Annotated in this window: 13 protein-coding genes; 11 read left to right on the top strand and 2 right to left on the bottom strand. The window is 37.9% G+C overall.

All coding sequences use genetic code 11. The annotated features are described in order from the left end of the window. Window positions 1–7: 7 nt before the first annotated feature. From ACS604_RS02420 to ACS604_RS02410, 3 genes are all read left to right on the top strand, one after another. Window positions 8–1,150 carry an ABC transporter permease gene (locus ACS604_RS02420; RefSeq protein WP_151962705.1) on the top strand — a complete coding sequence of 381 codons (1,143 nt, stop codon included), beginning with the start codon at window positions 8–10 and terminating at the stop codon, window positions 1,148–1,150. A gap of 12 nt (window positions 1,151–1,162) precedes the next feature. Beyond that, window positions 1,163–2,896: an ABC transporter ATP-binding protein gene (locus ACS604_RS02415; protein WP_474769846.1), complete on the top strand. Its 1,734-nt coding sequence runs from the start codon at window positions 1,163–1,165 to the stop codon at window positions 2,894–2,896. A gap of 107 nt (window positions 2,897–3,003) precedes the next feature. Beyond that, complete coding sequence (locus ACS604_RS02410; RefSeq protein ID WP_174758651.1) at window positions 3,004–3,663, top strand: SOS response-associated peptidase family protein; 660 nt, start codon at window positions 3,004–3,006, stop codon at window positions 3,661–3,663. Window positions 3,664–3,721: 58 nt separating this feature from the next. Here the strand turns inward: ACS604_RS02410 and ACS604_RS02405 are convergent, their stop codons facing one another. Continuing rightward, window positions 3,722–4,090, bottom strand: coding sequence for a hypothetical protein (locus ACS604_RS02405; protein WP_353153492.1), 369 nt, complete (start codon window positions 4,088–4,090; stop codon window positions 3,722–3,724). Between the two features lie 296 nt (window positions 4,091–4,386). Between ACS604_RS02405 and ACS604_RS02400 the strand changes: the two genes are divergently transcribed. Further along, a complete protein-coding gene (locus ACS604_RS02400; RefSeq protein WP_353153495.1) occupies window positions 4,387–5,244 on the top strand; it encodes a 3'(2'),5'-bisphosphate nucleotidase CysQ family protein in 858 nt (285 codons plus the stop codon). A gap of 57 nt (window positions 5,245–5,301) precedes the next feature. Beyond that, window positions 5,302–6,036 (top strand): histidine phosphatase family protein, encoded by a 735-nt coding sequence (locus tag ACS604_RS02395; protein WP_151962710.1) that lies wholly within the window; start codon window positions 5,302–5,304, stop codon window positions 6,034–6,036. 57 nt (window positions 6,037–6,093) lie between these two features. On the opposite strand, the gene rpsT is transcribed toward ACS604_RS02395, so the two are convergent. Then, window positions 6,094–6,360 (bottom strand): 30S ribosomal protein S20, encoded by a 267-nt coding sequence (gene rpsT / locus ACS604_RS02390; RefSeq protein WP_004792670.1) that lies wholly within the window; start codon window positions 6,358–6,360, stop codon window positions 6,094–6,096. A 212-nt stretch (window positions 6,361–6,572) separates the two neighbouring features. On the opposite strand from rpsT, the gene ACS604_RS02385 reads away from it, so the two are divergent. The 6 genes from ACS604_RS02385 to mfd all read left to right on the top strand — a co-directional run bounded on the left by ACS604_RS02385 (window position 6,573) and on the right by mfd (window position 13,671). After that, a complete protein-coding gene (locus ACS604_RS02385) occupies window positions 6,573–7,238 on the top strand; it encodes a Rossmann-fold NAD(P)-binding domain-containing protein (RefSeq protein ID WP_353153500.1) in 666 nt (221 codons plus the stop codon). A 12-nt stretch (window positions 7,239–7,250) separates the two neighbouring features. Next, complete coding sequence (rraA, locus tag ACS604_RS02380) at window positions 7,251–7,757, top strand: ribonuclease E activity regulator RraA (protein WP_032003543.1); 507 nt, start codon at window positions 7,251–7,253, stop codon at window positions 7,755–7,757. Between the two features lie 21 nt (window positions 7,758–7,778). Then, window positions 7,779–8,561, top strand: a complete 783-nt coding sequence (locus ACS604_RS02375; RefSeq protein ID WP_174741122.1) for a glutathione S-transferase N-terminal domain-containing protein — start codon at window positions 7,779–7,781, stop codon at window positions 8,559–8,561. Window positions 8,562–8,703: 142 nt separating this feature from the next. Then, a complete protein-coding gene (locus ACS604_RS02370) occupies window positions 8,704–9,636 on the top strand; it encodes a Dyp-type peroxidase (protein WP_238611449.1) in 933 nt (310 codons plus the stop codon). An 82-nt stretch (window positions 9,637–9,718) separates the two neighbouring features. Then, window positions 9,719–10,075, top strand: coding sequence for a hypothetical protein (locus ACS604_RS02365; RefSeq protein WP_474769841.1), 357 nt, complete (start codon window positions 9,719–9,721; stop codon window positions 10,073–10,075). Window positions 10,076–10,209: 134 nt separating this feature from the next. Further along, the gene (gene mfd / locus ACS604_RS02360) at window positions 10,210–13,671 is read left to right on the top strand and encodes a transcription-repair coupling factor (RefSeq protein WP_474769839.1); all 3,462 of its coding nucleotides are present in this window, start codon (window positions 10,210–10,212) and stop codon (window positions 13,669–13,671) included. Window positions 13,672–13,735 lie beyond the last annotated feature (64 nt).

Here is a 13,735-nt window from a genome sequence, read left to right as displayed (position 1 = left end):
GTGGGCTATGCTGAGCGTTTTATCAAAAAGAAAACAACAAACAAAAGCCGAAGCTCATTCATCTGGCCTGTGGAAACTTGCCATGCGTCGTCTTCGGGCCGACAAGATCGCAATGTCATCGCTAGTGATTGTATTGCTTTATTTTATTATCTTGGTTCTATCAATGACGGGTGTGATTGCATCTGACTGGAATAAAGAGGTTGCAGTAAGTTATGCACCACCTACATTTATAGGCGCAGATAAGACAACAGGTGCAGGGCAAAATGAAGCAGCGATTGAAGAAGAGTTACCAGAAAATCCAGTTGATCCTTTAAAAGATGTAATTCACCAACTCAAGGCTGAAATTAAACAAGAAAAGAGTGCGGGAAGTGCAATTGATTATTATGGTGTAGTTGACCCTTTAGCTGATGATATGAAAGCAATTGATCAGCAGCTGGGAGGACATTTACTTGATCAGCAAAGTGAACTTAAAAGCACACTTATATTTGGAGCTGACAAATGGGGACAAGATGTCCTTAAAAAGACTATTAAAGGTGCTGAAACATCAATTATTGTTGGGGTGATATCCGCTTTACTTGCGGTAGGCATCGGTACACTTTTAGGCGCAATTTCTGGATATTTTGGTGGTTGGGTGGATGATATTCTCAACTGGTTTTATAACATTTTTACCTCAATTCCATATTTATTATTAGTGCTTGCTATTGCTGCCGTACTTCAACAAAAAGGCATTTTATCCATTGTTCTGATTTTAGGTTTAACGGGCTGGACGGGTGTTTATCGTTTAATTCGTGCCGAATATATGAAACATACTGCACGTGAGTACGTTCTAGCTGCTAAAGCAATTGGCGTTGGACACTTCCGCCGTATGTTCATTCATATTTTCCCTAATGTCAGCCATATCGCTTTGGTCCAAATGTCAATTTTGGTGGTGTCTTTCATTAAATCTGAAGTCATCTTGAGTTTCTTAGGTTTTGGTGTGCCAGTAGGCGTAGTGTCTTGGGGGAGCATGTTAAATGAAGCACAAAGTGAACTTCTTTTAGGCAAGTGGTGGCAGCTTGTCGCGGCCTCTGTCGCGATGGCTGTTTTGGTAACGGCATTTTCAATGTTTACTGATGCACTCCGTGATGCATTAGATCCAAAACTAAAATAAGAGGAAATCCTAATGTCAGAACATGAAAATAAGAATGCGCCGTTATTGCACGTTAAAAATCTACGAGTAAGTTTTAAAGGTGAAGATAAACAATATATTGAAACCGTAAAAGGAATTAGCTTTGACATTCCAGAGAACACCACGGTTGCTTTAGTAGGTGAGTCGGGTAGCGGCAAATCGGTTACTTCTTTGGCAACTATGGGTTTACTGCCTGTAGGTCAGAGTAAAATTGATGAGCAAAGTAAAATTATATTTGAAGGTAAAGATTTGCTCAGCTTATCTCGTACAGAGATGCGTAAAATTTGTGGCAAAGATATTGCTATGATTTTTCAGGAGCCGATGTCATCATTAAATCCTGTTTTTACGGTTGGCAATCAAATTGCAGAAGTGTTGTGTTTGCATATGGGATTGAGCCGTAAACAGGCCCGACAACGCGTTTTAGAGTTGCTTAAAGAAGTAGGTATTCCTTCACCTGAAACTAAAATTGATGCCTATCCAAATCAACTTTCGGGTGGTCAACAACAACGTGTCATGATTGCTATGGCGATTGCGTGTGAGCCTAAACTGCTCATTGCCGATGAGCCGACTACTGCACTTGATGTCACCATCCAAAAACAGATTATTGATTTACTCGAGTCATTGCGTAAACGCCGTCAAATGTCGATGCTTTTTATTACTCACGATTTGGCATTGGTCGGTGAAATTGCAGATAAAGTTATTGTGATGCGTCATGGTGAGATTAGAGAGCAAGGCGCTGCTGAACAGGTTTTAGAACAACCTAAAGATGTATATACGAGAGCTTTGCTCTATTGCCGCCCGCAAATGTCACAACGACCTTATCGTTTACCAGTGACAAGCGATTTTATGCGTCAAGAAGACAATATATTGGTCGAACAAAGTTTTGATGCTTCAGAAATTCCCGAGCGCAAACGTGGCTTAAATGGGGATGAGCAAATCATCTTAGAAGTAAAAGACCTGAAGAAAAGCTTTTATAGCCGTAAAGGTCTATTTGGCAAAGAAGAGTTTCAGGCCGTTAAAGGAGTTTCTTTTAAACTTGCTAAAGGAAAAACCTTGGGGTTAGTCGGTGAGTCAGGTTCAGGTAAAACGACTGTTGGGCTATTACTTATGCGCTTACATCAGGCATCTGGTGGGCAGGCTTTCATCGAAGGTAAAGATATTCTTTCATTAACTGAAAAAGAGTTTGCCAAATATCAACGAAAGATTCAGATCATTTTTCAAAACCCCTATGCCTCTCTTAATCCACGCTTTACTATTGGGCAGATATTATTAGAGCCTATGCAAATTCATAGTATTGGTAAAGATGATGCTGAACGTAAACAAATTGCGCTTAATTTACTTGAACGAGTGAATTTACCTGAACAAGCTTATTATCGATACCCGCATGAGTTCTCTGGTGGGCAACGCCAACGTATTGCGATTGCACGTTGTTTAACGCTAAAGCCTGAAATTTTGATATGTGATGAATCCGTTTCGGCGCTCGATGTTTCAGTCCAAGCGCAGGTACTTAACTTATTGCAAGACTTACAAGATGAGTTCGGGCTCAGTTACATCTTTATTTCACATGACTTATCGGTTGTGAAGTATATCTCTGATCAGGTCATGGTCATGAATCATGGAGAAGTTGTGGAAATTGCCAATTCGGATGAGCTCTATGCACATCCTCAACATGATTACACTAAACGTCTATTGCAGGCGATTCCTCAAGGGATTCAACACATTTCATAAGCGTAAGGTTATGTCGTTAAGGGCACTTTCGAGTGCCTTTTTATTTGGTTTATTGCCTAAATGCTTATAAAATAACAGAAGTAAATATAGAGTATTTTATTCTTGCTATGTGTGCCAACTTTAAACCTTTATCTCTTGCTCAATTACAGCAACTTCAGTTGCCTGTGGTTGGCTTTAGCTATGCCGAAGAGGTTTATCCTGCGGGAACAATGCCACTATTATTCAAATCACCACAAGGTCTTGAATGGCGTGAAGTCATGTTCGGTTTGGTTCCAAAGTGGGCTGAAGATACCAACATAGCGAAACATACCTATAATGCCCGTCATGAAACGATTTTCCAAAAACCGAGTTTTCAAGAAGCTGCTCTTAAATGTAAGTTTGGGGTAATTCCAGTGACCGAGTTTTATGAAAGTAAATATATAAATGATAAGCCGGAACGATGGGGTGTACGCCGTAAAGATGGGCAAGCTTTTTTCATTGCAGCGATTTATGAAATTTGCAAAATTAATGAGACGGTTATTCGTTCTGCAAGCATGTTGACGATGGACGCCATAGACCATCCCATGATGAAAGACTTTCACGAACCAGGCGATGTCAAAAGATCAGTGATTGTGATTCCACATGACCGACTAGAAGAGTGGTTAAGTTTAGAATCACCTGATATTTCCAGCTTTATCGAAGGCTTTCCGGTTGAAGAATTTGAATGCTCTCATGTGCCAAAAGAAAAAGTGATAAAACCGACACCACAGTTAAGCATGTTTGACTAATCTATCTAAAATAAAATGAGGTTATTGATATCAACTTTGAATCAATAACCTATATTATTTATTCAATATTTTTACTTAATGTTTGTACTTCAGAATCTTCAGCTAAATAGGTCAATTCAATAGGCGAAATCACAAAAGTTGTATTATCTGAGGTCTGTTTAAATACAAAACCATATTCAAAAGACTGGCTACTTTTGTTTGGCAACCAGAATAGATAAGGGCAACCTGTATAACTCCCATCCCAACCCATTTCTCTAGCTAAAGCCAAGGCTGTATCAGATTTCGCTATAATTTCTTTAAGTGACTCTTTATCTCTTGTTGAAACACCACCATCATCATCTGCAAATGTTTGTAGGAACTCATTTAAGGGAGTAAGTTCTTCCCAGTTACGTTCTATTGTCGAGAAATGATATCCATATAGCATCATGTGCGCTTTCTTCCATCTTGTTATTGTGTGATTGAACATAGCAAGAAATACATGAAAAGGAAATGGATGAATCTGATTTAAGTTGTTTATTTTTCATAACTTATAGATTGTTTTTTGTACATAATAATGGTTTTTTTAACATCCTCATTATTCATATTAACTATATAGTGTGCATACAAAGTTTTGTTCATCTAATCATTAAGATAAATTACTTTTTTAGTAAATCAAACTGTTGGCGAATATTGAATTGTTCATAATTCACCTATAATAGAAATGAAACTATGTAGAGCATATTTATGTTTATAACAACTACACGCCCACAAGATACTCTGATTAATCAGCTTCTTCCAGTTTTGGAACAAGCAAGCCAGATTTTATTAGAAGAATATCAAAACTATTCTGCGGGTTATGAGTTTACTATTCATGAAAAACAAGACGATTCACCTGTAACTCAAGCAGATTTAAAAGTGAATCTTTTCTTATTAAAGCACTTGGCAGAAGTTACCCCAGACTTGCCTGTTTTGTCTGAAGAAAGTGATTATAGTGCTCGCCATGACTGGTCTACGTGTTGGATGTTAGATCCGCTTGACGGAACTAAAGAGTTTATTCATGAGCGTGATGAATTTACGATAAACCTAAGCTTGATTAAAGGTAAAGAGACAATCTTTTCAGTTATTGCTGTGCCATGTGAACAAGTCGTGTATTTAGGGTATCTGCAAGATTTACCTTTTAAATATAGTTTTAGTCAAAAGCAGTGGTATCAATATCAGATAACTTCGCCTTCACCAGATGCACCTATACAAATAGGACTTAGTCACGGTAGTAAAAATCCGAAATATCAAAGATTTATTCAGCCTATCGAAAAAGAACATAATATTATTAGAAGAGAAGCAGGAAGTGCCTATAAATTTTGCATGATGCTAGAAGGTGAGATAGATATTTACCCACGATTCCATCCAACTTCTGAATGGGATACAAGTTCTGGTCAAGGGTTGTTAGAAAGTATAGGTGGTGGTTTACTTACTCTTGATGGAAAACCTTTTGAATATAACCAGAGACACACGGTTTTAAATAAGGGCTTTATCGCATTTCGTGATCAGGAAAGCAAAAAAATAGCATTTGAAGCATTAGCCCAATCAGGTGTTATAGATTGAGAGTTATGCCAGACATGTTATAGTGGCAAAGTATTGAAAAAAGATGACAAGATAACAATGGCACTCGATTTATTGCCTAAAAGTATGTTTGAAGCAATTGATTTATTGCCCGATGCTTCAACTCCCGTGACCTTATTTACGCGCCATTCTCTAAGAGAACTTGTAGACGGGCAGGGTTTAGCAGGATATGACCTCCAACTTACTCCTCAAGGGCGTGAGCTTGCGCAGGCATGGGGTAATTATTTAATTAAAAATACAGATCGTGTTATCCAGCATTGTATTTCAAGTCCAATACAACGTTGTGTCGATACGGCTGCGCTCATGATTGAAGGGGCTGATGATGTAAGTCCCGAATCTAATACGCATACCATTGAAATTATTGAGCAAGGACTACTAGTTGAACCCGGTAGCTTTGTACTAGATATACAGCAAGCTGCTCCTTATTTTAAAAAACAAGGCGCCTTGGGTTTTATTAATAGTTTTGTTAATAATGCATTACCCGGCATGAAACACCCCATTACTGGTGTTTTAGACGTGCTAGAGCTTATTTACCATACTCATCCCAAAACTCAAGGTGGACTTAGTTTAGCTGTCAGTCATGACACTATTATTGCTGCGATTGTTGCTGTGATTTCTGGTGAAAATAAAATTAAAAAAGAAGATTGGCCTGAAATGATGGAAGGCTTATTTGTATGGTTTGAAGGCGAAGAGTTTCCAAATTGCAAATTAAAATGGATTTGGAGAGGTAAGGCCTATGAGCTGAATGTAGCCAAATTTAACACAGGGCTATAAGCTCAAAAACGATAGGTAATAAAAAAAGCCCAATAGGGCTTTTTTTACATGCTTCAATTAGTTAGCTAACGCTTTAACTTGAGCATTTAAACGGCTCTTATGACGAGCAGCTTTATTTTTGTGGATGATGCCTTTATCAGCCATACGGTCGATTACAGGAACAGCTTTTTTGTAAGCTTCTGTAGCAACAGCATGATCACCACCAGCAATTGCACTTAAAGTACGTTTGATGTATGTACGAACCATAGAACGCAAGCTTGCGTTGTGTTTACGTGCAGTAACGTTTTGACGTGCACGTTTTTTAGCTTGAGCAGAGTTTGCCACTCTTGCACTCCTTGAAAATAAGTTGGTCTGGGCGGGCTGTGGTCAATCCAGTAAACTGGTGTAACCATCACCAGCCCGTAAACAAGTGCCATATTGTGATGAATAGACACCGTGAAGTCAAGTCTTGCGAGCATTTTAAGCGGTTTTAGGGGCTGCTAAAACCGTAAGAAAAGGTTAAATTTGATACAAACTTAAAGAGGGTTGGATAAAAAATGACTATAAGTACGAAAAAAGCAATTGTGATAGGTGCTACAGGGCTTGTCGGTTTAGCTCTTGTTGCACAGCTTGAGCAAACACCAGAATTTGAAGCGATTACTGTTGTGGTAAGAAAAGAATCACAACTACTTAATACATATAAAAAAGTTAATCAGCTGGTTATAGAAGATTTCTTAATGTTGAATGATGAAGATGTGAACGGTTATACCCATGCATTTAGCTGTTTGGGAACAACATTAAAAAATGCAGGTTCAAAACAGGCCTTTTACGCTGTGGATTATGAAATTAATGCTCATTTGGCAGATTTGGTACAAGATAAACATATTCATTTATTGTTAGTGAGTGCACTTGGTGCAAATGCCAATTCACCGATTTTTTATAATAAAGTGAAAGGACAACTAGAAGATTATATTGAAAGTCTACAACTCGAGAAATTATCTATCTTTAGACCATCTTTACTTATTGGTAAACGCAGTGACGTACGGCTTATTGAGGACTTAGGGCAAAGTCTATTTAAATTTATTGAGAATAAATTACAAAAACCATTCAAATATAAGCCTGTCACTGCGGAGCAATTGGCTCATACGATGGTCGTAGCGGCGCTAACGCAAATTGAAGCCTTTAAACGATATGATAATCTGAGCATACAGAAAACTCGATAAGGGAGAATAAAAGTGTCGACAGTACCATTTGTAACATGTGATTTATTAGATGATAACCCTGAAAAAGACTTGCAGGTTGTAATTCCCTCAATGGATGGCAAGTTCTTTCAAAGCTATGGTGCACGTAAAACTTTTGGGGGACAGGTTGTAACAGTAAAGTGCTTTGAAGATAACTCACGTGTAAAAGAGTTATTGGCAACAGATGGTACAGATAAAGTATTAGTGGTAGATGGCGGTGCCTCTATGCGCTGTGCACTCATGGGGGACATGATTGCTGAATCAGCAGTAAAAAATAACTGGAATGGTGTCGTGATTTACGGTTGTGTACGAGATGTAGATGCGCTTGCAACTTTGGATTTAGGCGTACATGCATTGGCTGCAATTCCGCAAAAAAGTAATCGTAAAGGCATTGGTGAAGTAGATATTAATTTGTATTTTGGTGGTGTCACAATTCAATCAGGTGATTTTATCTATGCTGATAATAATGGAATTGTGATTGCAAAAGAAAAATTAGTCTAACTCTCTAATATAAAGGAACGCATGATGGTGATTCATCAAATTAAAGTACTTCAAGCAGTTGTATCTGCAATTGCTGAAGGCGGTAGGGGCGTAACAGGCACTGCTTTTCCTCAGCAACCTGTAAAAGCTTTGAAACTATATGAATTTGAAGGCTCACCATTTTGCCGCCGCGTTCGTGAAGTGATTACACTTTTGAATCTGGACGTGGAAATTTATCCATGCCCTAAAGGTGGAACAAAGTATCGTTCAGTTGTGAAAGAAAAAGGCGGGAAATTACAATTTCCTTTTTTAATTGATGAAAATACTGGTGATCAGCTATATGAATCACAAGATATTATTCATCATTTATTTAAACACTACGGTAAGACTGGAAAGACACCTCAGAAATTTTCGAGTTACCCGAATATGCCATATGTGGCATTTGCAGGGACCATATTAAATGGTGCTCGTGGAGTTTGGATCAATAAAAAAATTGTTGATAGAGCTGCGCCTGAGCAAAAACTTGAGTTATGGAGCTTTGAAGCAAGTCCTTATTCAAGAGTCGTAAGAGGTTTACTTTGTGAGCTTGAGCTTCCATATATTTTGCATAATGTGGCAAAAGAAAGATGGCAAGATATGGGACCTGCCATACTTCGTTTAAAGCCAGGTAAATATATACCTTTAAAAGATGGAAAAAGAGAAAAAATATTGCCTATTATGCAAGGTAAAATGCAGGTGCCGTATTTGGTAGATCCAAATACTGGAGTGAAGATGTTTGAGTCTGCTCAAATCGTAAAATATTTAAAGAAGCAGTATGGGCGTTAATTAATATCTATTTTAGTAAGAGTTTAAGGCGCTTTACTTAAACTCTTACCAATCTCAGATTTCATTACAAGATGTATGAAAAGAAAATGAGTATGCTAAATTAATAAGGTTAATTACCTAAAAGGCATATTTTATGGAATGTATGAGAATTCAGCCTGTAACGAGCGCTCCTGGTGAAAATGCATTATTTATTGTATTGGGACTGGCTCAAGGTGATTCTGTAATAGAAAAAGTAAAAGATTTTGCTGCTAATTTTTCAGCGTTAACCAGAAGTCTGTCTAATCGTTACCCAGAAACTAAATTTAATGCAACGTTGGGTTTCAGTTCAAATGCATGGGATATTTTATTCCCAGAGCAAGCGAAACCTCAAGAGTTACAACCATTTCAAGAAATTAGAGGCCCGAAATATACGGCTGTCTCAACTCCGGGTGATTTATTTTTTCATATTCGTGCTGATCGTCAGGCTTTATGCTACGAGCTGGGCAATATAATTAATCAACAACTTGGTAAAGTAACGTATCCAATTGATGAAGTTCATGGTTTTCGTTATTTTGACGGGCGTGCAATTATTGGCTTTGTTGATGGAACTGAAAACCCGGAACCGGTTATTGCAGCGCAGTGGGCATTAGTGGGTAATGAAGATCCTGATTTTATCGGGGGAAGCTATGCTTTTATTCAAAAATATACCCATGACATGGAGAAATGGCGTTCATTAACCGATGAAGAGCAAGAAAAAGTGATTGGGCGCAAAAAGTTCAATGATGTTGAACTCGGTGATGATGAAAAGCCTTTAACTGCTCATAATGTTGTAAGTAAAGCTCATGATGCAGAAGGCAATGAGCTTAAAATTATGCGAGCTAATATGCCTTTTTCAAATCCATCTAGAAATGAATATGGCACATTCTTTATTGGTTACTCGCGTAAATTTAGTACAACCCGACAAATGCTTGAAAACATGTTTTTAGGCAATGAGGATGGTAATCTTGATCGGTTGCTTGACTTTAGTACTGCTCAGTCTGGAACTCTATTTTTTGTACCAACTGTCGATTTTCTTGATGATTTAGGCGATGAATAGTCGTTAAATTAGAAGGCTTAAGTCATGGAGGTATTTAGATTGCTTCCATGACTTAAATTTTAAATTAATATGATGTGATGAAATGTTTAAGAAGATAACTCAGCTTTTTCAAGGCTCAAAAGAAACGCCAGAACAACTTTACTTACAAGAGAATCAATTAAAATTTGATTCTGAACGAGGACCTATCATTAACGATGTAGTAATTAATGAGAAATGGTCAGAACATCTTGAGTATTTCTCAAACCGTAAATTACAAAATTTTGATAATCTTCAGAAGTTATTTCTCATTACTCCACAAATTAATGAAAAAATTGATCTGGAAATCGCAACCCAGCGCTATGTAGAAAGATTAGGAAATACACAAGAAAAGCTATTTCAGCTTAAAGCGATTATACAAATATTAAATCAATATTACGTTTTGTTTTTGCGTGATAAATAATCATAGTTGATTGATTAAAAAATATAAAAAGTAGGGCTAACTAGTAGTTTGATTTTCAAAAAAATAACTCAATTCACTAAAAACATCATGCTACTATTAAGCCTATATCTTCTTAGCTGATAAAAGCCATATACATGTTTCAACAAGAAATCTCTCAATTGAATTTACAACAGCTCAAGGCCGGTGAAAAGCGTTGGGTGGGGTCGTTATTAGGTTCATCTGCTGCATTACTATTTAAGGAAATTGCTGTTCAGCATTCGTCTTTACTTGTTGTGGTTGCCAGAAATAACCAGCATGTAGCTCAATTAGAAAGTGAACTTGAATTTTATGGCATAAAACCAACAATTTTCCCTGATTGGGAAATCTTACCGTATGATCGTTTGTCACCTCATCAAGATATTGTTTCAGAACGCCTCGCAATTTTATCTAATATGCCTCAGAAGGGTGTATTGCTCCTTTCAGCAAGCACTTTAGCCCAAAGAGTTGCGCCATATTCATGGGTTTTAGGTGAACATTTTGATATTCGTGTAGGTCAAAAATTTGATTTAGAGCAACAGAAATTACGTTTAGTACAAGCTGGGTATCATTTGGTAGATACTGTTTATGATCACGGTGAGTTTGCTGTGCGTGGCAGTATTATGGATATTTTTGCCTCAGGACAAGAAGCACCTATCCGTATTGATTTGTTTGATGATGAAATTGATACGTTAAAATTCTTTGATCCAGAAACTCAAAGAACGACTACAGCTTTAAAAAGTTTTACAGTTTTACCTGCAAAAGAATTCCCATTAAAAGAAGCTCGCTCAATTTTTAGAGATCGATATTCTGAACTTTTTCCGACTGCTAATCCTAAGAAAAACCCGATTTATCAAGATGTCTTAGAGGGAATTGCTTCACCAGGAATTGAATTTTACTTACCATTATTTTTTGATAAAGCACAAATGCAATCGCAAAGTACACTTACAACGTACTTGCCAAAGAATTGCATTGTAATTACAACTACTGATTTAGACTCCGATTTAACTAATTTCTGGAAAGAAGTTTTCCGTCGTTACGAAGACAGACGTCATAATGTAGATCAGCCAATTCTTCCTCCTGAAGAATTATTTGTTGCTCCAAACCATTTGCTGAGTGCTTTAAACCAGTTCCCGCGTATGCTTGTAAGTGCCGAATTGGTTGAAGAAAAAGCTGGCGCATTAAATCTTAAGACTGAGCAGCCGCCAAAATTAGCAGTCGATCCGAAAAAGGAAAAACCGTTTACCGTCGTCAAAAAATATATTGATGAAGCAAATCATCCAGTTTTATTGGTTGCAGAAAGTGCAGGCCGACGTGAAAGCTTAAGAGATGGTTTACGTGCTAGTCTGGGAGATATCCCTAGTGTAGACAGTTTTGAACAATTTCAAACGAGTCAGTTTGCGATTGCTATTACAAATGCACCGCTCGACCGTGGCTTACTTTTAACAGACCAATTAACGGTTATTTCAGAAAATCAGTTATATGAACATCGGGTAGTTCAGCGTCGTCGTAAACGTCAGCAAGAAGTTTCAGAAGAGTTCTTAATTCGCAGTTTGACTGAACTCAGTATTGATGCTCCAGTTGTTCATATTGATCATGGTGTGGGACGTTATGCAGGATTAGTTACTTTAGCAATTGAAGGGCAAGATTATGAATTCTTGCAACTCAATTATGCTGAAGGGGCAAAAGTTTATGTTCCTGTGACTAATTTGCATCTGATCAGTCGCTATAGTGGTGGCGATCCAGATCTAGCGCCACTTCATAAAATTGGAAGTGATGCGTGGAGTAAAGCTAAACGTAAAGCTTTAGAACAAATTCATGATGTTGCAGCCGAATTATTACATATACAAGCACGTCGTCAGTCAAAACCTGGTTTTGGTTTCGAACTCGATCAATCGCTTTATATGCAATTTGCCAGTGGATTTGCCTACGAAGAAACGCTCGATCAGGCGAATGCTATTGAAGCGACGCTTCACGATATGCAGCAAGCTAGACCTATGGATCGGCTTGTTTGTGGTGATGTAGGTTTCGGTAAAACTGAAGTGGCAATGCGAGCCGCGTTTGTTGCTGTGCAAAATGGCAAGCAAGTTGCTGTTTTAGTGCCTACGACTTTACTTGCACAACAACATTATGAATCTTTTAAAGATCGTTTTGCTGATTGGCCTGTGCGTATTGAAGTGCTATCACGCTTTGGCTCAAGTAAAACCCATACAAAAAATATTGAAGATTTGATTGCTGGTAAAGTCGATATTGTGGTGGGAACACATAAACTTTTACAAGAAAATGTGCAATTTAAAGATTTGGGTCTAATGGTGGTCGATGAAGAACATCGATTTGGTGTGCGTGATAAAGAGCGTATCAAAGCATTACGAGCAGATGTGGACATGTTGACCCTTACAGCAACGCCTATTCCACGAACTTTAAATATGGCTTTTTCTGGAATGCGTGATCTCTCTATCATTGCTACACCGCCAGCCCGTCGTTTAGCTGTTAAAACCTTTGTGCAAGAGCATACAGAAGCCTCTGTGAAAGAAGCGATTTTGCGTGAGCTACTACGTGGTGGCCAAGTATATTTCTTACACAATGAAGTCGATACGATTGAACGGGCTGCTGAAAACATCCGTGTTCTTGTTCCTGAAGCTCGTGTGGCAGTCGCGCATGGGCAAATGAGAGAAAGAGAGCTCGAACAAGTGATGCAGCAGTTCTATCACAAAGAATTTAATGTATTGGTATGTTCAACCATTATTGAAACAGGAATTGATGTTCCTAATGCCAACACAATTTTGATAGAAAGGGCCGATAAACTTGGTTTGGCTCAATTACATCAATTACGTGGTCGTGTAGGGCGCTCACATCATCAAGCTTATGCTTATTTGTTAGTTCCTTCTATAAAACACTTGAAAGGTGATGCAGAAAAACGTTTGGATGCAATCCAACGTGCCTCTACACTCGGTGCTGGCTTTATGTTAGCTACAGAGGATTTAGAAATTCGTGGTGCTGGTGAGCTTTTAGGTGAACAACAAAGCGGTTCAATGCAGGCAATCGGTTATAGCTTGTATATGGAGATGCTTGAAAAAGCCACTAAGGCGATTCAACAAGGAAAAACACCGAATTTTGATGCGCCTTTATCGCTGACTGCGGAAATTAATTTACATATTCCGGCATTGATTCCAGATGAATATTTAGGAGATGTGCATCAGCGTTTATTGTTCTATAAACGTATTAGTAATACAGACACACAAGAAAAACTCGATAATATCCGTATGGAACTTATTGATCGTTTTGGGGTTCCTCCGCAATCGGTTAAACATTTGTTTACTGTCCATCAGATTCGCTTGAAAGCAGAGCAACTGGGTATCACAAAAATCGATATTAATACTCAAGGTGGTAATATTGAATTTTCACCTGATACACCTGTTCAAGCGATTAGCATTATTCAGCTTATGCAAAAGCATCCGACCTATTATCGTATGGAGGGCGGACAGCGTTTAAAAGTTATGGTTCAGTTAGAAGAACAGGAAAAGCGCATTCAATTTATTAATGATTTATTAGCTAAATTATTAAATGAATTACATGCTTAAATAGTGTTTCAAAGTGATTTTAATCCCATACAAATTTTTTAAAAGCTGATATCAGAATTTTATG

This window comes from Acinetobacter sp. Li1LvA2, assembly GCF_056156705.1.
The sequence above is the reverse complement of the archived record's forward strand: the minus strand, read 5'-3'. Positions and strand labels throughout refer to the sequence as shown.

Bases quoted from the DNA above. Each gene is read 5' to 3' on its own strand.
- ACS604_RS02420 (WP_151962705.1), top strand. From the start codon at position 8: ATGCTGAGCGTTTTATCAAAAAGAAAACAACAAACAAAAGCCGAAGCT.
- ACS604_RS02415 (WP_474769846.1), top strand. From the start codon at position 1,163: ATGTCAGAACATGAAAATAAGAATGCGCCGTTATTGCACGTTAAAAAT.
- ACS604_RS02410 (WP_174758651.1), top strand. From the start codon at position 3,004: ATGTGTGCCAACTTTAAACCTTTATCTCTTGCTCAATTACAGCAACTT.
- ACS604_RS02405 (WP_353153492.1), bottom strand. From the start codon at position 4,090: ATGATGCTATATGGATATCATTTCTCGACAATAGAACGTAACTGGGAA.
- ACS604_RS02400 (WP_353153495.1), top strand. From the start codon at position 4,387: ATGTTTATAACAACTACACGCCCACAAGATACTCTGATTAATCAGCTT.
- ACS604_RS02395 (WP_151962710.1), top strand. From the start codon at position 5,302: ATGGCACTCGATTTATTGCCTAAAAGTATGTTTGAAGCAATTGATTTA.
- ACS604_RS02385 (WP_353153500.1), top strand. From the start codon at position 6,573: ATGACTATAAGTACGAAAAAAGCAATTGTGATAGGTGCTACAGGGCTT.
- ACS604_RS02375 (WP_174741122.1), top strand. From the start codon at position 7,779: ATGATGGTGATTCATCAAATTAAAGTACTTCAAGCAGTTGTATCTGCA.
- ACS604_RS02370 (WP_238611449.1), top strand. From the start codon at position 8,704: ATGAGAATTCAGCCTGTAACGAGCGCTCCTGGTGAAAATGCATTATTT.
- ACS604_RS02365 (WP_474769841.1), top strand. From the start codon at position 9,719: ATGTTTAAGAAGATAACTCAGCTTTTTCAAGGCTCAAAAGAAACGCCA.
- mfd (WP_474769839.1), top strand. From the start codon at position 10,210: ATGTTTCAACAAGAAATCTCTCAATTGAATTTACAACAGCTCAAGGCC.